The 21,770-nt window shown below is 63.1% G+C and carries 21 protein-coding genes; 12 read left to right on the forward strand and 9 right to left on the reverse strand.

Annotated features, from left to right (window positions below; translation table 11 throughout):
• Positions 1-96: 96 nt before the first annotated feature.
• Positions 97-447 carry a VOC family protein gene (locus tag VF34_RS10155; RefSeq protein ID WP_045841383.1) on the forward strand — a complete coding sequence of 117 codons (351 nt, stop codon included), beginning with the start codon at positions 97-99 and terminating at the stop codon, positions 445-447.
• 164 nt (positions 448-611) lie between these two features.
• Positions 612-1,310: an excalibur calcium-binding domain-containing protein gene (locus VF34_RS10160; protein WP_045841338.1), complete on the forward strand. Its 699-nt coding sequence runs from the start codon at positions 612-614 to the stop codon at positions 1,308-1,310.
• On the opposite strand, the gene VF34_RS10165 is transcribed toward VF34_RS10160, so the two are convergent.
• Both VF34_RS10165 and VF34_RS10170 read right to left on the reverse strand, forming a co-directional pair.
• Positions 1,307-1,816 carry an O-acetyl-ADP-ribose deacetylase gene (locus VF34_RS10165; RefSeq protein ID WP_045841339.1) on the reverse strand — a complete coding sequence of 170 codons (510 nt, stop codon included), beginning with the start codon at positions 1,814-1,816 and terminating at the stop codon, positions 1,307-1,309. The two genes, VF34_RS10160 and VF34_RS10165, sit on opposite strands and share 4 nt — an antisense overlap.
• The gene (locus VF34_RS10170; protein ID WP_045841340.1) at positions 1,813-2,739 is read right to left on the reverse strand and encodes an ADP-ribosylglycohydrolase family protein; all 927 of its coding nucleotides are present in this window, start codon (positions 2,737-2,739) and stop codon (positions 1,813-1,815) included. Before VF34_RS10170 ends, VF34_RS10165 begins: the two co-directional genes overlap by 4 nt.
• A gap of 62 nt (positions 2,740-2,801) precedes the next feature.
• Between VF34_RS10170 and VF34_RS10175 the strand changes: the two genes are divergently transcribed.
• The 8 genes from VF34_RS10175 (at position 2,802) to VF34_RS10210 (ending at position 12,875) form a co-directional block, all read left to right on the forward strand.
• Positions 2,802-3,476: an NUDIX hydrolase gene (locus tag VF34_RS10175; protein ID WP_045841341.1), complete on the forward strand. Its 675-nt coding sequence runs from the start codon at positions 2,802-2,804 to the stop codon at positions 3,474-3,476.
• Between the two features lie 48 nt (positions 3,477-3,524).
• Complete coding sequence (locus VF34_RS10180; protein ID WP_052054975.1) at positions 3,525-4,685, forward strand: hypothetical protein; 1,161 nt, start codon at positions 3,525-3,527, stop codon at positions 4,683-4,685.
• Between the two features lie 91 nt (positions 4,686-4,776).
• A complete protein-coding gene (locus VF34_RS10185; protein ID WP_052061240.1) occupies positions 4,777-6,075 on the forward strand; it encodes a T3SS (YopN, CesT) and YbjN peptide-binding chaperone 1 in 1,299 nt (432 codons plus the stop codon).
• A gap of 92 nt (positions 6,076-6,167) precedes the next feature.
• Positions 6,168-7,187 carry an AurF N-oxygenase family protein gene (locus VF34_RS10190; protein ID WP_032364396.1) on the forward strand — a complete coding sequence of 340 codons (1,020 nt, stop codon included), beginning with the start codon at positions 6,168-6,170 and terminating at the stop codon, positions 7,185-7,187.
• A gap of 61 nt (positions 7,188-7,248) precedes the next feature.
• A complete protein-coding gene (locus VF34_RS10195) occupies positions 7,249-8,847 on the forward strand; it encodes an FAD-dependent oxidoreductase (RefSeq protein ID WP_052054977.1) in 1,599 nt (532 codons plus the stop codon).
• A 174-nt stretch (positions 8,848-9,021) separates the two neighbouring features.
• On the forward strand, positions 9,022-9,831 hold the full coding sequence (locus tag VF34_RS10200; RefSeq protein ID WP_045841343.1) for a serine hydrolase: 810 nt from the start codon (positions 9,022-9,024) through the stop codon (positions 9,829-9,831).
• Between the two features lie 90 nt (positions 9,832-9,921).
• Entirely contained in the window at positions 9,922-11,238 is a 1,317-nt protein-coding gene (locus VF34_RS10205; protein ID WP_045841385.1) for a DUF2786 domain-containing protein, read from the forward strand.
• 20 nt (positions 11,239-11,258) lie between these two features.
• A complete protein-coding gene (locus VF34_RS10210; protein WP_045841344.1) occupies positions 11,259-12,875 on the forward strand; it encodes an AMP-binding protein in 1,617 nt (538 codons plus the stop codon).
• 9 nt (positions 12,876-12,884) lie between these two features.
• On the opposite strand, the gene VF34_RS10215 is transcribed toward VF34_RS10210, so the two are convergent.
• From VF34_RS10215 to VF34_RS10225, 3 genes are all read right to left on the reverse strand, one after another.
• On the reverse strand, positions 12,885-14,480 hold the full coding sequence (locus VF34_RS10215) for an ABC-F family ATP-binding cassette domain-containing protein (protein ID WP_045841345.1): 1,596 nt from the start codon (positions 14,478-14,480) through the stop codon (positions 12,885-12,887).
• A gap of 91 nt (positions 14,481-14,571) precedes the next feature.
• Complete coding sequence (locus VF34_RS10220) at positions 14,572-15,273, reverse strand: aminoglycoside 3'-phosphotransferase (protein ID WP_045841346.1); 702 nt, start codon at positions 15,271-15,273, stop codon at positions 14,572-14,574.
• Positions 15,270-15,947 carry a SanA/YdcF family protein gene (locus VF34_RS10225; RefSeq protein ID WP_045841347.1) on the reverse strand — a complete coding sequence of 226 codons (678 nt, stop codon included), beginning with the start codon at positions 15,945-15,947 and terminating at the stop codon, positions 15,270-15,272. Before VF34_RS10225 ends, VF34_RS10220 begins: the two co-directional genes overlap by 4 nt.
• Positions 15,948-16,261: 314 nt before the next feature.
• Between VF34_RS10225 and VF34_RS10230 the strand changes: the two genes are divergently transcribed.
• A complete protein-coding gene (locus VF34_RS10230; RefSeq protein ID WP_045841348.1) occupies positions 16,262-17,635 on the forward strand; it encodes a dicarboxylate/amino acid:cation symporter in 1,374 nt (457 codons plus the stop codon).
• 60 nt (positions 17,636-17,695) lie between these two features.
• Here VF34_RS10230 and VF34_RS10235 read toward each other — a convergent pair whose 3' ends face one another.
• The 3 genes from VF34_RS10235 to VF34_RS10245 all read right to left on the reverse strand — a co-directional run bounded on the left by VF34_RS10235 (position 17,696) and on the right by VF34_RS10245 (position 19,424).
• The gene (locus VF34_RS10235) at positions 17,696-18,091 is read right to left on the reverse strand and encodes a hypothetical protein (RefSeq protein ID WP_045841349.1); all 396 of its coding nucleotides are present in this window, start codon (positions 18,089-18,091) and stop codon (positions 17,696-17,698) included.
• Between the two features lie 12 nt (positions 18,092-18,103).
• Positions 18,104-18,670 carry a DUF3558 domain-containing protein gene (locus VF34_RS10240; protein WP_082079178.1) on the reverse strand — a complete coding sequence of 189 codons (567 nt, stop codon included), beginning with the start codon at positions 18,668-18,670 and terminating at the stop codon, positions 18,104-18,106.
• A gap of 64 nt (positions 18,671-18,734) precedes the next feature.
• Positions 18,735-19,424, reverse strand: coding sequence for a DUF998 domain-containing protein (locus VF34_RS10245; RefSeq protein WP_231578209.1), 690 nt, complete (start codon positions 19,422-19,424; stop codon positions 18,735-18,737).
• Between the two features lie 209 nt (positions 19,425-19,633).
• Here VF34_RS10245 and VF34_RS10250 point away from each other — a divergent pair, with 209 nt between their 5' ends.
• Positions 19,634-20,833: a DDE-type integrase/transposase/recombinase gene (locus tag VF34_RS10250; RefSeq protein ID WP_231578188.1), complete on the forward strand. Its 1,200-nt coding sequence runs from the start codon at positions 19,634-19,636 to the stop codon at positions 20,831-20,833.
• A gap of 459 nt (positions 20,834-21,292) precedes the next feature.
• On the opposite strand, the gene VF34_RS10255 is transcribed toward VF34_RS10250, so the two are convergent.
• A partial coding sequence (locus tag VF34_RS10255) for a transposase (protein ID WP_045841387.1) occupies positions 21,293-21,770 on the reverse strand: 478 nt, incomplete at its 5' end.

Raw genomic sequence — 21,770 nt, forward strand, 5'->3', positions numbered from 1 at the left:
GACCCTACTCGAGCCACCGACAAGTTCTGTCCGGTGAGTCGAGCCCTCGGCACCGGTCCGTATGTGCAGAACCCGACAGCAACGGAGGAGAACGACATGTTCAGACACATTTTGGCGGTCGTGGCGGTCCGGGACATCGATATCGCGAACGCCTGGTACGAGAAGTTGTTCGACCGCCGGGCGGACAACAATCCGATGTCGACACTGGTGGAGTGGCAGGCCGCTCCCGGAGCATGGGTGCAGGTGACCGTCGATTCCGAGCGTGCAGGCTCGTCGCTGGTCAATGTGGCGGTCGACGACCTCGAACCGTTCGTGTCGGCGGCCCACTCGCGCGGAATCGACTTCGCCGACATCGTCGAAGCGAACAAGGGCGTTCGGCTGTCCACGGCCACGGATCCCGACGGCAATTCCATCACCGCTATCGGCGGTTTTCGCGAGCACTACTGAGCCGGGGCGTGCCGTCTCGGCTCGAGGTGTAACGACGCTCGCACGCGGTGCGACATGGTGGAAGGAAATGCGACCGCCCGGTTCGGAAGAACGTGGGGTTGCTCCCGTCTCGCGGACACCCTTCGCCGCGACACCGACACCCCGTGACCCGAGGACGATCCGACATGACCAATGCCTACCCACCACCGTTCCAGCGCCCCGCACCCGAGCCAGCTCCTTCTCGACGACCCCTCGTCGGCAAGATCTTCGCCTGGGCGGCAATTATTTTCGGCGCGATCTTCTTGATCGGAGCCATAATCTCGTTCGAGTTCGGTGCGGTACTCGTCGGCGCATCGATGCTCGCTGCGGGCGTCGCGTACCTCCGGTTGTCCCCCGAGCGTGGACGCAAGGGCTGGGCCGTACCGGCGATCGCTGTTCTTCCGGCGTTGATCGTCATGGGACTGACGGGATCGACCGAACCCGAGAAGGTGGCCGTCACCCCGGTCGCGGCCGTGCCCGCGCTACCCACCGTGACGACGACGTCCGCACGTCCGACGACCACCACGCCGGCACCGACCACGACAACCACGGCCGCACCCACAACAGAGCCCGTCGCCGCGATCGTGGAAATACCGACGACGTCGGAGTACATCCCCGATCCCGAGCCCGTCTACATTCCCGAACCTGTCTACATCCCGGAGCCGGTGTACACACCCGAGCCCGTCTACACCGTTCCCGCGCCGTTGGCAGCGGTGCCGGAGAGCGCCTACTACGCAAACTGCTCCGCGGTGCGTGCAGCAGGCGCAGCCCCTATTTACGCCGGCGACCCGGGATACAGCAGCAAACTCGACCGCGACGGGGACGGGGTCGGCTGCGAGAACTAGTTCACCATCCGCCGTGTCAGCTCCGCAGCCTCGCGAGAGTATGCGACGAGCATGACGAGGTCGACGGATGGCCGCGCCGACTTGACGGCAAGGACCTGTCGAGTGATGGCGTCGTGCATCGGCCAACCGTAGGACCCGGCCGAAATGAGCGGAAAGGCGATGGATTTCAGATTCATCGACGCCGCCAGCGCCAGGCTGCGCTGGTAGCACAGGCGTAGTAGTTCGGATCTGTCTTCGTTCTTCGAATAGCGCGGGCCGACGGTGTGGATCACGCATTCGGCGCGCAACCTGCCTGCGGTGGTGGCCACAGCGGCACCGGTGTCGAGGCCGTGGGGCAGGGTGGTGGCCCGCAACGCCTTGCATTCCGCGAGGATCGTGGGGCCTCCGGCCCGATGCAGCGCGCCGTCCACCCCGCCACCGCCGAGGAGTCGGGTGTTGGCCGCATTGACGATCGCGTCTGCGGCCACCTCGGTGATATCACCATGCACTACGTCGATGATCGTCATGCGTCGTCCTTTCTCTCGGCGATCGCGATGGCGATGCGATCGAGGTCGTCGGCGCGCAGCCCCGGGTAGCCGTGGACCAGCTCGCGCCACTGCGTCGGGACCGCCGACGCGCCCCACCGTGCACCGAGAAGTCCGCCTGCGATCGCGGCGGTGGTGTCGGTGTCTCCGCCTGCTCGAACACACAGTTCGAGCGCGGCAGGAAGGGGCAACGATGCGTCTGCCGCGCGATGTATCGCCCACCAGGCCGTCTGGAGCGCGTGCACGACCCAACCGTTCTTCGGGAAGTCGGTCGGCTCGCCCTCCTGAGCGCTGTCCAGCAGCGGCTGCCAGAAGTCCCGGACATCGGGTTCTTCGTGGCGCAGGAAGTCGGCGATACCGTCGTACGTTCCGTGTAGCACCGCGTGCCGGATCGCGTGCGACCACAGTTGACATGCCTGACCGGCACGAGGATCGGAGTGGGTCAGCGCGCTGATCCGCTCCGCAGCAGCCCGGCATCCGGTCACGTCGTCGAGATAGGCCAGCGCGACGGGCGCGGTCCGCATCAACGAGCCGTTTCCACCGGCCCGGCCGGTCAGCGACGCCGCGACCGCGGCCATCTCCGATCCGGTGCTCGCTCTCTGCGACAGCACTTTCCGGGTCTGATTGCCGACGTCGGGAGGATTCACCGCGAACCAGGCGCGGAAGTTCGCTGCCACCTCATCGACGTCTCCGTCGATCTCGAGAGCGCTCGCAACGCAGAGTGCCATCGACGTGTCATCGGTCCATTCCCCCGGGGCCCAGTCGAACGCGCCGCCGCCGATCATCGCAATGGCAGTCTCCGGCGTCGGATATCCGAATTCGTACCCCGCGCCCAACGCATCGCCCACTGCAGTGCCGAGCAGTACCCCACGCGCCCGATCCCGCTGATTGTCGGTCAAGTTCATTCGCTGCCCCTTAGATCGTTGTTGATCTAACAATAGATCAGACTTGCGCTAAGCTGCAACCCATGACGTGGACGGACCGAGACGGCAAGGCTCTGACCGATTACCCGCGCCCTTCGGTTGCGGTCGATGTCGCGGTCCTGACGGTCCGTGAACAGCAGTTGCAGGTCGTTGTCGTGCCCTCGGAGCGGGGCCTCGCGCTTCCCGGAACGTTTCTGCGCCCGTCGGAAACCCTGACCGAAGCCGCCGAACGCGCACTCGAGTCCAAGGCGAACATCGTCGATCTGCAGTTCCACCAGCTCAAGCTCTTCGACGAGCCCGGCCGCGACGACCGCGGTTGGGTGCTGTCGATGGCGCACGGCGCAGCAACACCGAGTCGATCACTGCCTGCGACATCCGAATCGGTCGCCATCGACGGTGTGGTGCCGGGCTCGACGCTGGCGTTCGATCACAGCGAGATGGTCACCGAGGCAGTGCTGGACCTCCGAGCTCGCTACGCGCGAGAGATCGACCCTGCCGGATTTCTGGATTCCACCTTCACGCTCCTCGAACTGCGATCGCTGTACGAAATCGTCTTCGATCGCGCGTTCTCCAAAGACACGTTTCGCCGCCACGTCATCACCGCGCTCGAGGGAACGAGCACGACGACGACGGCAGGTGGCGGTCGCCCGGCCGAGCTGTATCGCCGGGCACCCGATGCTGCACTGGCCGCTTCCGCGGACTCGTTCCTTCGCGGCTAGAGGCGTCACGCGACGAAACCGGACATGTCAGCGGATAAGCTGCGAGCCATGGGATCGAAGCGGCCTGCCAACCGCGGACAGAAACGTGCAGAAAAGACCAAGGCCCGGCAACGGCGTCACCAGCAATCTCGGCCGGCACCGACCGGTGTCGTATCCGAGCGGATCAGCGATCTGATCGACGGTTTCGTCGAGTGGCTCGACGAGAGCGAGATGTCGGAGCAGGCCGAGGCAATCTCACGGTTGGTGTCGTCGACACTGACCCAGTTGTCCGGTGCGCGCCACGGGTTCTCCCCCAGCGCGTGGATTCCCGCCGATGCGCACCTGCTGGTGGATGCTGCAGAACGCATTCTGCAGGAGGAATCGGAGACAGCCGAGGACACGGCGGTGAACCTCGTTCTGACGTCACTGCAGTATCTGACGTTCCTCGACGAGACCGATCTGTGGGACGGCAGCCCCGAGGACTACGCACACTGCATGGAAGACCTCTCCGACTTCCTCGAGGGCGACGAGCCCGACATGCTCGACGCAGACGACATCGATCTGCCGAACGTTTCGCTCGACCAGGAGCTTGCGGCCATTTCGGCTCTGCCGCTGTTGCCTGCGCTCGATGACATCGTTGCTCGCGTCGCCGACGGACTCGCAGTGTCGGACGACGTCCATCTACGCACCGCTGTCGGCCCGGCCCCACTCGACCCCGCCGGACTCACCGAGTCCTCGGACGTTGCAGCCGTCGATTACTGGTCGACGGCCATCGCGACCGAACTGGTCCGGATCGACGGCGACACGGCCAAGCTCGGCGACAACGCCCCCTCTCTGGCCAAGCGTGAGGCGGAGACCGTTCATGAGCTGGTTGCCGAACACGTCCGAGTGCAGCTGTCCGGAGACGCCGACGACCCCGACGTGTCCCGTTCGCTTGCCAACACGTTCGCGGTTCAGACCCTGCTGGCCGCGATGACCGACGAGCTGCCTCTGAACAACGAGGGCGAGGACTACGCCGATTTGGAAGGTGAGGACCTGCGGACGGCGCAGCTGATCGACCATCGGGTTCGATCTCTGATCGAGCAAGGCATTCTCGTGCGAATCGAAGAGGTCCTGGCGGTTCCACATGCGCTGCGTCCCGCTGTTCTGGACGGGGTGGCCGAGGCGCACCCTTTCGGGGCGCTGGACGAGGAGACGCACGAGCCGCTCGAGGACTCGGCGTCGTCGTGAACGCACTCGCGCGCGCCGAGACTCTGTCGGTGCTCGCCGCTAGCGTGACCGACGCCGCGTTATCTCAGCGCGATTCGGGTAAGGAGCCGACATGAGCGATTCACTCGAGTTCGACTTCGACGTCGACTCGGCATGGATGCACTTCCAGCGCCGGCTCGGCGAGTACGTCAGCGCCATGCGCGACGGTGACGCCTTGGTGATCGAGTCTCGATACGACAGCACGGACGGCGTTCCGGACACCGCGGCCTGCGTCCAGTTCTACGCATGGGATCTCGACATGGTTCGCTGCGAGCTGCCCGCCAACGAGCACCTCCACAGTAGTCGCGCCATCACCGACGCTCAGCGAGAAGCACTGAACGCGTTGGGCTTTCGAACGTCTCGGGATTCCGAGCCGACGCCACCCCACGTCGACCGCAATCGCTCGTGGTCCGATGATCTGGCGAAGAAGACGGTCGCGGTGTTCCGTGACATCTGGGGCCTGCCACACCCGTCTTTTCTGAGTTCGCGGGCCACCGGACGCTACGACGTGCCGAGCTTCGAGGCCAGCACCGAACCCGTCTCGGCAGTCGTTCCACTGTGCGTGCAGCCGAAAGGGAAGGACCACCTGCAGCAACTCGTCGATCGTGCACTCGAACCCTGGTTCGGCTTTCCGCCCGATCACGACCCCGACGGCGACATCCCTCTGCGATTCGTCAACGGCACCGCATACGTCACGGTCAAATCCACCGAGCCGGTCGTCGAGATCAACTCGACGTTGGTGCACGCGGTCACCGGTCGCACCCGTGCAGCCGAGTTGCTGGTCGATCTCAACGTGCAGCTTCCCGATGTGATGTTGCATCTCGTCCAGGACTGCATCGTGGCCCAGGTACGTGTCAGCGGATCACCGTTCGTGGCCGATCACCTGCTGTGGGCGGTCCGGATGCTCTCGCACGTGTGGGAGCAGGTCGACGACAAGTTCGCCGAGGACTTCGGGGGCAGGCTCGGCGAACCGACTCCTCCGGTCCTCGAAGGTGACGACTTCCCGGACGGTCTGCTCGCGTTGATAGAGCTGATCGCGGATTCGCCCGATGCTGTCGAGCCACGCACCGTCCTCGAGTGCTGCTCTTCGGACCGTGACGTGGTCGTGTCGTATCTCCGCATCAGCGCCGAGCAGGAGGCATCGTGGCGCGGCATGGCGGTAGCCGCGGACCTGGGCGACGAACACTGCGATGTGGACGAGGCGGATCGCGAGGCCGCGAACTGGGGTCGCGCAGTGGCTGCCCTGCGGGAGGTGCTGCGGAGCACCCCCGAACAGGTCACTCCTGTGGTCGATCCGTCGGCGATCCAATTGCAGCTGTTCGAGACCGACGAAGTCGCGGAGGTGTCCGACGAGCGTTCGGACGATCAGTAGCGCCATCCGAAACAGAAAAATGTCGACGGGCTTCCCTTTCATGTTAACTGGGGTTACATTAACTCCATGTTCGCATCACGTTTGGAGAAGCCATGACACTGACGACCGGCACCACGTCCGTTTCGGTGGACATCGACGCCACGGACGAGCAGCAGTACAACGAAACACTCACGTTGCTGTCCGAGGGTTCGGTGCACAAACACTTCGATCCTTACGTCGACATCGACTGGGAGTCCGAGAAGTTCGCGGTTCCCGCGAACGATCCCCGCTGGGTACTGCCCGCCAAGACCGACCCCATCGGGGGCCATGACTGGTACAAGTCCCTGCCGCTGGACCGGCAGATCGAGATCGGTATGTGGCGTCAGGCCAATGTCGCCAAGGTCGGCCTGCAGTTCGAGAACATCCTGATCCGCGGCATGATGCAGTACGTATTCTCGCTGCCCAACGGTTCGGCCGAGGCGCGCTACTGCACCCACGAATCCATCGAAGAGTGCAACCACACCCTGATGTTCCAGGAGATGGTCAATCGGGTGGGTTCCGACGCTCCCGGCATGAGTCGACCGATGAAGATGCTCTCGCCGTTCATCCCCCTGTTCGCGACGCTGCTACCCGAATTGTTCTTCGTCGGCGTCCTCGCAGGCGAGGAACCCATCGACCACATCCAGAAGTCGGTGCTTCGCTCGGGCGAAGAGATCCATCCGATCATGCAGAGCGTGATGGCCATTCACGTGGCCGAGGAGGCTCGGCACATCTCCTTCGCGCACCAGCTCCTGCGTCGTCGTGTGCCCAAGATGTCCAAGATCGGACGCTTCCTGCTGTCGCTGGCCTTCCCCGTCACGATGCGCATTCTGTGCGACGTCATCGTCATCCCGCCGAAGAAATTCTGGACGAAGTTCGACATTCCGAAGAGCGTCAAGAAGGACCTCTTCTGGGGAACCGAGCAGTCGCAGCACGCTCTGCAGGACTACTTCGGTGATGTGCGCATGCTGGCCACCGATACCGGAATGATGAACCGGGCGGCTCGCCTGATGTGGAAGCTGTGCGGAATCGACGGCAAGGCATCACGTTTCCGTAGTGAGCCGGACCGCAGCTCCAGCCAGTTCGCCGCATAGCCCTCTCGACACCCCACGCGCCAGTTATCCGTACAGCAGCGCCCGCCGTCAGGAACCCCACATGCCCCACGTCGTCACCCAATCATGTTGCAGCGACGCGTCATGCGTCTACGCGTGCCCCGTCAACTGCATACACCCCACCCCCGACGAGCCGGACTTCCTGACGGCGGAAATGCTGCACATCGACCCGCAATCGTGTGTCGACTGTGGTGCCTGTGTGTCGGCCTGCCCGGTGGACGCCATCGTTCCCCAGGCCAAACTGACCGAGGCTCAACTTCCGTTCCTGACCATCAATGCCGACTTCTACAAGCAGGAGCGGCCGCCACGGCCGATTCTGGCTCCGGTCACGCCGGCCGCCTCGGTGTCGAGAGATCGCCAACCGCTCCGGGTGGCGATCGTCGGGTCCGGACCCTCGGCGATGTACGCGGCCGACGAGCTGCTCACGCAGCCGGGGGTCAGCGTCGATGTCTACGATCGGCTTCCGCAACCGCACGGTCTGGCACGCCTGGGTGTTGCACCCGACCACCAGAAGACACGTCAAGTGTCACGGCTGTTCGAAACCATCTCGGCGCAAGAGGGATTCACCTATCACCTCGGCGTCGAGGTAGGAAAAGACGTGACGCACGACGAGTTGATGGACACCCATCACGCCGTGATCTATGCGGTCGGAGCGTCGTCGGATCGCGAACTCGGTATCCCCGGAGCCGAACTGCCCGGGCGCACGTCGGCGACCGACTTCGTCGCCTGGTACAACGGCCATCCCGATCACGCTCACCGGACGTTCGATCTGTCACACGAACGAGCGGTCGTCATCGGCAACGGCAACGTCGCACTCGACGTGGCCCGGATCCTGACCATGGACCCCGACGCACTCGCCGCGACCGACATCGCCCCCCACGCCTTGGAAGCACTGCGCCACAGTGCCATTCGAGAGGTAATGGTCGTCGGTCGGCGTGGCGTGGCGCAATCCGCGTTCACCGTGCCCGAATTCGCGGGACTGCTGACCGTCCCCGATATCGATCTCACCGTCGATCGCAGCGAGCTCGCACTGGATCCGGTGACGGTACGACTGGCCGGCACCAACGACCTGCCTCACGCGGTCGCCCAGAAGCTGCAACTGCTGCGGCACGTCGACGAGTCACCCGAGCACATCGACGGCCGAAAGCGCGTCACGCTGCGCTACCTGCTCTCCCCCACTCGAATCCTGGGCACGGATCGGGTCACCGGGGTCGAGTTCGAGCGCATGGGTCTGACCGCCGACACCGACGATGTAGTGCGCAGCACCGCCACCGGCGAGATCGAAACGATCGACGCCGGCCTCGTCCTCACCTCGATCGGATACCGCGGCGTCGCGCTGCCAGGAATTCCGTTCGATCACGCAGTCGGCATCATCCCCAACCTCGGCGGCCGCGTACTCGAGGAAGTGGGCGGATCCCCGTCGACCGGTACGTACGTCACCGGGTGGATCAAGAGAGGACCTTCGGGCTTCATCGGCACCAACAAATCGTGTGCCCAGGAGACCGTCGGACATCTGGTCGACGACTTCAACGCAGGCCGCCTGACCGATCCGATCGATCTGCCGAGCGCATGGACGGCGAGCTCGGGTCGAGGGTCGCTGCGGCGCTCGAAAGACAAATTGCTGGCACTGCGCCGATCCTGACCGATCGGCTCCGACACCCCACCCGGTCGGGATCAATGCGACTGTCAGTCGTTCTGAGTGCAACAAAGCCACATTCATCCGGTCCGGGCGTGAGGTTGAAGCGACGACCATCGGGGTAGATTGGGGTGTATCGGCCACCGATTCGCGGCGGGCCAACACCTCGAGGAGACCGAGATGCCGGGCCTGCGTCGCATCACAACCACAGCCGCTGTCCCATTTGTCGGAATTGCCATGGCGCTCGCGTGCGCCGCACCGGCGCAGGCTCTGCCCACACCGGGCGATCTGGCAGATGTGCCGGCGCGGACGTCGATCTCGTACGAACACGTCCCGACGGGTACGTACGTCGGCAGCGCAGAGGACAATTCGGCGCGCCCGGGGTTGTCGACGGTCAAGCTCTACATGGCCGACTACGTCGTGCGCTTCGGAGACGGTTCGCCGCGAGATCGCGACCTGGCCGCACGCATGGTCCAGGTCAGTGACGACGGTGCCGCCTCGGTACTCGACAACAAATATCCCCAGGCCATCGATTCGACGGCAACGGAGTTCGGACTCACCTCTACCTCGCGGGGCGGTTTCTGGGGCAGTTCCTACACCAGCACAGCCGACACCGTGCGATTCCTGGCGGCGAAGAAGCGAACAGACCCCGCCAGCCCGGTCCTCGGCTGGATGAACTCCGCCGCACCGGTTGCAGCCGACGGAACCGTGCAGGACTGGGGCACCCAGCAACTACCCGGCGTGACCGGTAGCAAATGGGGATGGGCCGACGACGGATCGAGCGTGGTTGCGTCCACGTCGATCGGTGACGAGTTCGTCGTGGCTTCCAACACGTATGGACCGCGCCGCTCACAGACCGACGACGTCCTGGCAGCGCTGGGCGGCGTCGAGTTGACGGCACCGCCCGCTGCTTCTCCTGTACCGAACCTTCCCGTGATTCCCGGCCTGCCGTCGGTGGAAGAACTGCTGCTGATGCTCGCTCCTCGCTGACATGTTCGAATAACTTGTCGGACCCCTCCCCTACTCTGCGATTCACCGAAAAGTTCGGGGACCACACCGGGGGACGTGGAGGGGACGACGATGAGTCGTATCGATCTGGACAGCTTTCAAAATTTTCACCGCACCGGTCAAATCCGGCCGGACGCGGATCCGGTTCGCCTCGTCGAAATGGGCCTCGACTACGCCACTCGAGGGTCAGGGTGGAAGGCGTACGTTCGGCTGGTTGCAGACCGTCTCGCGAAATTCGAGTACACGCCCGAGGTCGATCCTGCGTACGCCGTATCAGCACGGATACTCGACCACTCTGTCGACAGGTTGTTCGAGATCGGTTGGCAGCCGGCCGAACTCGCGCACGCTACTCGAAAGATGGCCGGGGGCGCGGCCGGGATGCTCGTGGTGGAGGCGATCGCCACCCATGCGGGGCGTTCCTCTGCCCTCACCAACGCACCCGATTCCTGGCGAGAGCAACTGATCGATCTGAAAATCGATTCCACCGCAGGCGTGTCCGTCGAACGCCTCCGAAGGTGGTGTGCGAGACCTCGGGTCTCCACGTCCGACTCCTGGAACACGGTGTTGACCGTCCTCGGTCATACGACCTCACTGGGTTCACTCGACAAGCTGGTTCCCATTCCATCGCAGTGGTCGTCGGTTCGATCCTCGCCAGCACCGTCGTCGGCCCACAAGAGTGGCGTCTCGGATCCCAAGATGCTGGGCAAGATCCGGGGGTTACTGGCAAAGGCGGAGTCCACCCAGTTTCCGGCCGAGGCCGAGGCGTTTTCGGCGAAGGCTCAAGATCTCATGACCCGCTATGCCATCGACCATGCGCTGCTCGAGTCCGACAACCCGCGCGGTTCGATCGGCGACGTAACCACCCGCCGCATCTTGGTCGACAGTCCGTACTCGGAGGCCAAGTCTCTTCTCCTGCACAGTGTTTGCGAAGCGAATGGTGCCCGAACCCTGTGGTACAAGCGATTCGCTCTGGTCAACATCGTCGGGCTCGAAGTCGATCTGGATTTGTGCGAGCTGCTGTTCACATCGCTACTCGTGCAGTCTTCTCGCGCACTCGACGAACTCGCCGAATCACCGGAAGCCCGAGGTCGCAGCTTCAGAAAATCTTTTCTGATCGCGTACGCCCACCGTATCGGCCAGCGCTTGCTGGAAGCTCGGGAGCGAGCTACAAAGGCGGCGTCGGAGCATCACGGTAGCGCCTTGCTGCCGATCTTGGCCGAGCGCAGCGATGCCGTGAACAAGGCATTCACGGCCATGTATCCGTCGACAACGGAGGTGCGTATCGAGGCACGCGATCATGCGGGTCGACGTGCAGGCCGTGCCGCCGCCGAACGCGCCGACCTTACCGGTGGGCGCGAACGTATCGACAAATCAGATCTGGCCTCGTAGTGCGCGCTACATTGGCTGGCATGACCGGTCTGGATACTCCGCTGACACCACTTCGCTTTCTCGAACGCGCTGCGGAGGTTCATCCCCACAAGATCGCCGTGGAGGATGGTCCGCGCACCTTCACCTACGAGCAGTTCGCCGCCGCCGTCACCCGGCTCGCGCATGCACTGCGCGCGTCGGGGGTCGGCCACGGCGATCGGGTGGCCTACATGGCGTCGAACTCGGCAGAGCTACTGTTCGCGCATTACGCGGTGCCACTGGCCGGTGCCGTTCTGGTCGCGATCAACACCAGGCTCTCGCCGGACGAAGTTCGGTACATCTGCGATCACTCCGGTTCGGTTCTGTTGGTGGGTGATTCGGTACTGCTGGCCGGTCTCGGAACAGATCCCATCGCAGATTCGGTCACCGAGATCGTCGAGACCCCCTCGGTGGACGGCACGTACGACAGGCTGCCGCACACCACGCGATACGACGCGTTCCTCGAACGGGGCACGGACGAACCGATGGATTGGGAGGTCGACGACGAGACGTCGACCATCACGATCAACTACACCTCGGGCACCACCGGTCGACCCAAGGGCGTGATGTACACCCACCGCGGTGCTTACCTCAATTCCCTGGGGGAACTTCACCACCAGGGATTCGGGGTCGACACACGCTATCTGTGGACTCTGCCGATGTTCCACTGCAATGGGTGGTGCACCACGTGGGCGGTCACGGCCGCGTCCGGCACACACGTGTGCCTTCGCGGAGTGCGCGGCGACGCCATCTGGTCGGCCATCGACAACGGCGTCGATCACCTTGCCGGTGCGCCGACCGTGTTGACCACTCTCGCCACTGCTGCAGAGGCACATTCACTCGATCGACCGTTGACCATCGTCACTGCGGGAGCTCCTCCGAGCCCGACGATCATCGCCAAGATTCGAGCATTGGGAGCAACGCTCGTACACGTCTACGGCCTCACCGAAACCTACGGTCCGTATTCGGTGTGCGAGGCGAAGCAGGAATGGCTCGAACTGGACGCCGACGAACAGGCCCGTCGCTTGGCTCGACAGGGAGTCGGCATGCTCACTGCGGACCGTTTACGGGTGGTCCGCGACAAGCCTGGCCCCGGTGGGGTTTTGATCGATGTCGAACCCGACGGCACCGAAATGGGTGAGATCGTCATGCGCGGCAACAACGTCATGAAGGGGTATTACAACGACACGGCCGGAACGACACAGGCTTTCGCGGGCGGCTGGTTCCATTCCGGTGACCTCGGGGTGATGCATCCCGACGGCTACGTTCAGCTACTCGATCGCGCCAAGGACGTCGTCATTTCCGGCGGCGAGAACATCTCCACCATCGAAGTGGAACAGGCACTGGCGAGCCATCCTGCCGTCGCGGATGTTGCGGTCATCGGGGTGCCCGACGACAAGTGGGGAGAACGGCCGAAGGCGTTCGTAGTGCTGGTGGCCGGCGCGGACGTGTCGGAAGCCGAGCTCGTGGCGCACGTGAAATCGGCCATCGCGTCGTACAAGGCTCCGCGCAACGTCGAGTTCATCGTCGAGCTGCCGAAGACATCGACGGGCAAGATCAGGAAAAAGGAGTTGCGCGACGCCGAGTGGGGCACGTCCGCGTCCAAGATCAACGGATAGCTTCTCTGGTCACGCCATCTGCACACCGGCGATTTCGGTGACGCCGCCCTTGCCGTCGAACGACAGCTGCCGAAATGCCACCTTCTCGACGAAGAACCTGTCGTGGCTCACCAGAATCACAGCACCGGGGAAGGCCATCAGCGCACGTTCTAGCACCTGGGTGCTCTGTAGGTCGAGGTGGTTGGTGGGCTCGTCGAGCACGATGACGCCTGCGCCGAACAACAGGCACTGCGCCAATGCAACTCGTGCCTTCTGCCCTCCGGACAGCACGCCGATCTTCGATTTCAGATCCATCTCGGAGAACTGCAGCAACGTGAGAAAGCGGTGGACTTCTTTCTTCGTCGCCGTCAGAGCGAGACTGCCCGGCATCGCGTTGACCGAGTGCGAGACAGTGTCGTCGAGATCGAGATCGGCGAGCACCTGGTTGTAATAGATGAAGGACGGTGCCTTGGTCTTCCATTTGATCTTGCCACTGTCGGGTTGCTCGGCACCGACGAGGATGTCGACCAGCGTGGTCTTTCCGCATCCATTGGGCCCAGTGATGGCGATACGGTCACCGCGGTGCACGGTGAACGAGATGTTCTCGAAGAGTCGTTGCTCGCCATAGCTTTTCGCGATTCCCGTGATCTCCGCGAGGTTGTCGTGCACATGCAAACCGCCGTAGATTGCGGTGACCACCGTGTCGACCGGGCGGGGGCTCTTGCTCTTCTTGATGTTCGCCAGTCGACGTTTGAGCACTCCGCTGGGGTTCTTCACTGCTTCCTTACGATCACTGATCGCTTCTTGCTCGTAGGCCAGCAGCTGCTGTTCGTTGCTGAACTCACGTTCGAGGTTCTTGAGTCGAAACTGCTTCTGCTGCACGTATTCCGAGTAGCTACCGTCATAGGTCTGCAGGTGATGGTTCTCGATTTCGACGATGCTGGTGACGACCTGCTCGAGGAATGCGCGGTCGTGCGAGACAACGAGTAGCGCACCGCGGAAGTCTCGTAGCCAGCGTTCGAGCCACGCGATTCCGGCAACATCGAGGAAGTTCGTCGGCTCGTCGAGGAGCAGGACGTCCGGGGCCTCGATGAGGATCTTGGCCAACGCCGCGCGGTTGCGCCAACCACCGGACAGTCGATCGACGGGGAGCTCCCGTCGTTCGGCGTTGAATCCGAGCATCGACAACACGGTGTCGATCTGTTGGTGGTAGGTCCAACCGCCACTGTTCTCCATGGCGTCGAGCAGTTCGGCTTGACGATCGACGAGCTTGTACATCTGCTTCTCGTCCAGGTCACCGCCCAATGCGGCCTCGACCTCGGCCAACTCGGTCTCGATTGCGTGGACGGCACCGAAGAGAGATTCGAGCTCCGCTTGAATGCTGCGATCGCCGTCCAGTTCGGAGAACTGCGAGAAGTAGCCGATGCGAGCACCCTCGGTGACGTCGACGCCCCCCGAATCCGGGGTCTCTCGGCCGAGGAGAAGCTGCAGCAGGGTGGTCTTGCCTGTGCCGTTGCGGCCGATCAGACCGATGCGATCGCCGTCGGCGAGGCGGAAGAACACCTCACGCAACATCACCTTCTGGTCGTATCCCTTGGCAACGTCGTTCAAGCGAATCCAGCTCAAGCGTCCACTCCTGTAAAGCACGGGGTTCGCTGAGTCGTCGAACCGACTCGCTCACTGTAGTCGCGTCTGCGCGAACACTCCGCGTCGCCGATCAGGTCGACTCCCACAACCACAAGTAGTAATCGAGCCGTTCACGGTCGAGGTCTATGCCGTACGCATCCAAGAATGCATCGCAGTAGCTCCGGCCGAAGTTGTACTCGGTACTCCAGATTGCCGGTGCCAGGTCTGCCCAACGATCGGCGACGCCCATGCTGCCCATGTCCACGTGCGCTGCGCAGGATCCGTCGGCGGCGATCAGGGTGTTCGGCATGCAGGCGTCGCCGTGACACACGACCAGTCGATCGACCGACGGAGATTTCACCGGCAACTCGCGATCGCCGATACGAGAGACCACCGACCAGTCGAACGGGCACTGCGCGACGGGGACTGCATCGTGAAACGCGCGAAGGCCGGTTGCCGCCGCTCGGACCGCGGTGGCCGGGTCCTCCATCCAGCGATCGGCGACGGCGTTCTCCCACGGCAGAGCCTCAGTCATCATCCAGGACCCGGTAGCGTCCGAACCGGTTTCGAGGACTTTCGGAACCGGGGTGTACCGAATTACCCAGTCCAGACGACACCGCTCGTCTTCCAGGTCGATCGAGCTTTCGACCGGCGTCCACTTGACGTAGCGCGCCTGGCCGAGGCGGAATGTCATGCCTCCCAGCACATTCGACCACACAGGTTCGATTCCGTCGTACCCTGCCAACTCTCGTACGACGGTCGGGACCGCGATATCGCCGTCGGGCACGCTCATTTGCCGGTGATTGTCGCAAGTGAATCGTTCGGCGGGGACACAACGACTGGATCGCGTCCGGACCACAGATCGAGAACTGCTTTGGGGCGTGCCAACAACTCTCGTGCGTAGTTCCGCACAACAGCGAGCGTGTTGCAGTCGATGCAATCGGCGGTCACGCCGTCGACCTCCAGATCCATGTCCTCGCACAGCGCCACGGCGCGCGAGACGTGAAGGGGTTGACTGATGATGAGTCCACGTTCGACGCCGAACGTCTCTTTCGCGCGGGCGCACGTGTCGTAGGTATCGATGCCGTGATCGTCTCCGATGATGACGTCAGGGTCGATTCCATGCTCGATCAGGTACTCGGTCATAGCCTGAATCTCGTTGCCGGACTTGCCGTCTGCATCACCGGAGACAAGGATTGCCTTGATCTTTCCGGCCTCCATCAACTGAATGGCGGTGTCGAGCCGACCGGCGAGAAAGCGCATCGGTTTGCCGTCGCGCACCTGGGCACCGAGAACGATCCCTACTGGCGCGTCCGGTGCGTCGTCGACGTCGTAGACCTTGCCCGCCGTCGCGTACGCAACCCATCCGGCCGATGCCAGAACGACCGCGACCAGCGCTGCGACAACAGCGCACATCGCTTGTAGTAGTCGCCGAACCAGTCCTCGAGGCTTTGCTGTCGTACTCATGATCTCGTTTCGTCGGCTGCGGAAAACTCAACGTAGCTCACGAAATCGGCGAACCGTCGATCGCGCAGCGCACCCTCATCGATTCCACAGTGAACCCTCAGAAGAACCCTGCCCGTCGCGGCGATTGTCGGACGAGTACCGTCTTACCAGTGAATCCGCTGCTGACCTCTCGACGCTACGTCGACTTGCGTCTGCAAGCCAGCGCTACCTGTTGACGGTCCTCTAGACCGCAACCTCTCCGTCGGGCACATCGTCCCGATGAGCACTTTCTCGCCCACCTCTGTCGGCGTCTCTTCTTTTCGAAAGGCATAACCATGTCTGCGCCCAGCGCTACCCGTACGCGCCGTGTCCCTACCTGGGCAACCGCGTTCGGTCCACAAATCGTTGCCGGTCTCGTACTCGGTGTCGTGTTCGGGCTGATCGCTCGATCGATGCCCGACGCGGCCGACGGCAACGAAAACTGGTTGGTCGGTACCCTCTCGACCATCGGTTCGAGCTACGTCAAGCTGCTCACCGTCGCGGTCATTCCGCTGGTCTTCACGGCCATCGTCAGTTCCATCGCCAATCTTCGTGAAGTCACGAACGCTGTACGTCTGGCAATCCAGACGCTGTGGTGGTTCGCCATCACGGCGTTCATCGCGGTGATCATCGGCATCGTCATCGGTCTGGTCGCCCAGCCCGGATCGCGGACCAGCGCTGGGGCGGACTCGGCAGGAGATCCGTCCAGCGTCGGATCCTGGTGGTCGTTCCTCACCGGTTTGGTGCCGAACAACTTCCTCGCGCTCGGTGCGAAGACCACGGTTGCCGAGAGCGGTACCGCGACCACGTCGTTGAGCTTTAACATCCTGCAGTTGCTGGTGATCGCCGCTGCCATCGGTATCGCTGCACTCAAGGTCGGCAAGAAGGCCGAGCCCTTCCTCGCGTTCAACGCCTCGTTGCTGGCCATTGTCCAGAAGGTGCTGTGGTGGATCATTCGCCTCGCGCCGATCGGCACTGCTGCTCTGATCGGCAATGCTGTGGCCACCTACGGCTGGGACGCCATCGGTTCGCTCGGAGTGTTCACCGTCTCGATCTACGTCGGCCTGGCTGTTGTGTTCTTCGTGGTGTACCCGTTGATCGTTCGCGCTCATGGTCTTTCGGTGCGCGCCTTCTACTCGGGCGTGTGGCCCGCGACCCAGCTCGGTTTCGTCTCGCGATCGTCGATCGGCACTCTGCCTCTCACCGAGCGCGTCACCGAACGCAACCTGGGCGTGCCGCGTGAGTACGCCTCGTTTGCGGTACCGCTCGGGGCGACGACGAAGATGGACGGTTGCGCGGCAATCTATCCCGCCATCGCAGCACTGTTCGTCGCGCAGTTCTACGGTATCGACCTGACCATCACCGACTACCTGCTGATCATCGTCGTGTCTGTGATCGGTTCAGCGGCAACAGCAGGAACGACAGGCGCGACGGTGATGCTGACTCTTACGTTGTCGACCTTGGGCCTGCCTCTCGCCGGCGTCGGCCTGCTGCTCGCAGTGGAACCGATCGTCGACATGGGCCGTACCGCGGTCAATGTCACCGGCCAGGCTCTGGTGCCGACCATCGTCGCCAAGCGGGAAGGCATCTTGAATCTCGAGCGCTACAACGCTCCGCGCAACGGCGATCCCTTCGTCGACGAGGAAGCCGAAGTGGAACTGGCTCGCTAGCAGCACGTTTCGAACGACCGATCCCGACGACCGAGCAACTGGGTCGTCGGGATTTTTCGTCTATCGCGGTGGCGACAGCGCTTCGACTGTTGCCGCGGTGGCACTGTCCACGGCCTCGACACTCGCGAAATAGTGTCGAAAGAACTCGCGCATGGTCTTGATGATCTCGATCTGCTGCTTGATCGCAAAGCGAGCGGAGCCTTCTTCGCCGACAGCAAGGCGATGGAATTTGGCTCCGAGTTGTTGGGCTGACGGCAGATTGCCAAAAGCTTCAGGCCTCGACAGACCCTTGGTCATCTCGAGCATCCTGGACAGGTCGAGCAAATAAATCTCGCATGCCCTGTCACACCGCTGGGCAACGTCCGATTCGACCGAGAGCTCGCCTGCGGAGGCTCGGTCCCGCAGCATCTGCCAATGAATGAGGTTGTCGGTGAGTCCGAACGATCTGTCGGTCATGCGTCTACTTCCTCACTTCGGTAGGTGCAGCTCGAGCTTGATTGCGTGCTCCATAACCTCTTCGCACGGATCACCCAAGGTGTCTTCTGAACCAATCGTGTCCACCACGAAAATGATCAGATTTCCGTTCACGTCAAATGCGATGTCACATCCAGTCGGCGGGTTTCCTTGGTAGTCGGAGTTGTATTGAACTGCGTCACGCGAGCCGACCTGGACTGAGAGTTGCCGCTCGTTCTGTGGGCTACGCAGATACTCGTCGATCGAGTTGATCGACGACATGACGGACAGGTAGTACCAGGCCTCCGGCCCTCGTGCATCCCACGTGCAGTTCTTCCAACCCGGGTATGTGGTGATTCCAGCGAAGTCGGGTCGTTCCGTACTCACGTCCAAGCCGCTTGCTGTCACCGCAGATTTCGGGATAGTGCATGGATCGAATGGCTCTCGTGGACCCGGTGTCACCGCCGACGTGGATGTGTCCTCGCTCGCGACCGGGCTTTCATTCGTCGAGCCGGCGCATCCCGTCAGCAACAGCACCGCGCTGCACGCCACAGCAATTCGACGTCCAGACATCACACGCATTCATTCAACCTCTCGACTCCGACGGCACTGACAGGTTGGACGCACGCAACGCGCGATCGGTTCCCTAGACGGGCCGCGAGGCCTCGATCTCCTGCGACTTCACGGAAGCAGGACTCCTACGTTCGGCTGCCCACACCCACAAGGCCAGCGAGATCAATGCGATCACTTCGGCAACGACGAGCACGCGCTCCACGTAGCCGAGGGTGACCACCCGATACCAGGGTCGCGTGCCGACGGCACCGACAACGAGTGCGTATGCGATCGGGAGCAGCGTGCAGACGGACAGCACGCTCAGCCACAGTGTCGTTCGTGCCCGGACAGTCCATGGACCCTGACGAATCCAGGGCCGCGAGAACGCGAAGACCGCGACGGGGATGCTGACGAACGCCACTGCCGCACCGAGTCGATGGATCGTCCCGCCGAGGCTCAGTGACGCGTCGTTCGACCAATCTTGCTTCGGCACGGCGACAACGGCAACAAGGCCGATAGTCCACAGCATCAGACACAAGGACGCTACCGAGGTATGTCGGGTGAGCCGTTGTCGCACCGCGGCCAGCAGAGTGAAAGCAGAACCCAACGCGAGCAGGACGACCCCGATCGAGAACACCCACTGCTGTGCGCCGAGTCCGTATTCACTGATCGTGCGCCGAAGGTGCGAAGGCGTCTGCCATGCAGTGTGAGCATCGAGAACCAGAACGACCAGCGCTCCCAACACGATCGACACGGTGCCGACCTCGGCCGGACGAATCGACACGAAGACCCCTCTCACGAACGACGTCGGTCGCGTCCGACCTCCATGGTGCCCGAACCGTTGCTCGAACCCCCTTGGATCGTTGTGCGCGGAAACTCGGTCTCTGCTACGTGTTCAGTCCGGGGACATATGAGACACGAGATGTCCACGGACATGTGACACACAGGCTGTGGTGATGCTGCGGGGCACTGTGACCGGCTATGGAGTAATCCATGGCCAGATCGGATGCCCGGATGAACCTGCTCGACGCCACCTTGACCGCATGGATCATCGAGGGAGCTGACGTCTTCGACGAACGAGGCCTGTCTGGCTTCTGCGCCGATCACGGGCTCTCCCGCAGTACTGCCAACCGTCACGCCGCCCGGATCCGGGAACGGGGCCGGTGGGAGCTCGACTCCCGCCGGCCTCGTTCGAGCCCGGCACGCACCCCTGACACTGTCGAAGCCCACATCATCGCGCTCCGCGGCGAATTGGGCCGCGAAAACGGTGCCGACAACATCCGCTACGAGCTGACCAAGATTGCCGCCGAACATGATTGGGCCGGCAAAGGCTGGAAGATCCCAGCCCGATCGACCATCAACAACATCCTCACCCGCCACGGCCTGGTGACCCCGGAACCCAAGAAGCGACCCAAATCGTCCTACCGCCGGTTCCAATACGCCCGACCCCGTGACTGCTATCAGATCGACGCCACCGAAGTCGTACTCGCCGGCGGTGGGAAAGCCACCGTCTTCGAGGTTCTCGACGACTGCACCCGCACCCTCGTCGCGACGTACGTCTGCCACGCCGAGACCACCGCCGGAGCCATCACCGCCATCGGTACAGCGTTCGCCGACTATGGTGTGCCAGCAATAGTGTTGTCCGACAACGGAATGGCGTTCTGCGCAACCGCATCGAAGGGCCGCTCGAAGTTCGGTGCATTCGTCACCGATTCCGGTGCCCGGCTCATCCACTCGAGTCCGTACCACCCGCAGACCAACGGCAAAGTCGAACGCCACCACCGGACCTTCAAAGAGTGGCTCACCGACCAACCCACCCGGCCCGCCACCGCAGCGCAACTACAGAAATCATGCAACCGATACCAGAAGTTCTACAACACCGACCGCCGCCACAGTGCCGTGAAAATGCCCCCTGATCAGGCATGGAACCGAGCTGCGACCCTCGGCGGTCCACAGCATTTACCCGCCCAGGTCGACGCCTCCGTCGGCACCCATCGCGTCTCCGACTCCGGCGTGATCGCCGTCGGCAACCACACGATCTCCGTCGGACGACCCCACGCCTACACTCGCGTGACCGTCCTACGCGACGGCAACCACGTCACCGCCTACACGGCAAGCGGAGACGTCCTCGGCCACCTGCACCTGAACACCGACAAGCGCTACCAAGGACAACTCCACCGCCCCGCAGCCTAGAATCGTGTCCCACATGTATCGAGACACCCGTGTCCCACATGTATCAAGACAGCACACGGTCTCTGCTACGAATTTCCGCGCACATGCGGCGAAGCCGCTCTCATATGGAGGTCGGCCTGTCAACGACGGCATGGTGAAGCGGTGGCACGCACCGTCGTGTGTGCCACCGCTTCCTGTTGCCGGGATGGTGATCGATGCGAGTGGGAGGTGAGCGTGTCGTAGTGTTCGACGCGTCGTCAACTCTCATATACGCGGGTTGGTTACCGCAGGACGGACTGTTTCGGCTGGAGTGGATCGCAAGTCTATGAGTCGAGCGTGATCCCAACGCGCAGTTGAGGATTGCTCATAGGCGGCTAGCGGGTCACTCCCAGACGCTCGGCCACATCCCACATCGTCGTCGACCGTTCATTCCGGACATCTATCCCGACGCAGATCGCTACTTCGGCGTCGGAGCTTCAGTCATTCCTCGAGCGTGGCCAACGACCAGCACCAGCCGGCCAGCTCTCGTGCGATCCCGGCATTGGCGACCACCGCACGTTTACCGCGTTCGTCGAAATGTTCCCACCGTGCGTGCAGCCGCCGGTTCGCTTGATGTCCTCGCGCTTTGGCTTTGGGAGTCGACGCCTTCCACCGTGCCACCAGTTCACGCCCCGGCCGATACGGCTTGCGATGATGCCAGGCAGCCTCGACCAGCAGTCGGCGTACGTGAGCATTGCCGGTTTTGCTGACACCGCCCTGCGACCGGGATTCACCGGAAGAATGCTCGGTCGGGATCAACCCGACGAACGCACCGATCGAGCGGCCGGTCAACCGGTCCCACTCACCGATCTCCGTCGCCAAACCGAACGCTGTCAACGTCGCCACCCCACGAAGGCACCCCAGCCGGGTCACCACCGGAGTGAACGACGAATGCGCAGCCATGTCCGCGATGGCGGTA

The organism is Rhodococcus sp. PML026 (genome assembly GCF_000963615.1).
Taxonomy (GTDB): Bacteria; Actinomycetota; Actinomycetes; order Mycobacteriales; family Mycobacteriaceae; genus Rhodococcoides; species Rhodococcoides fascians.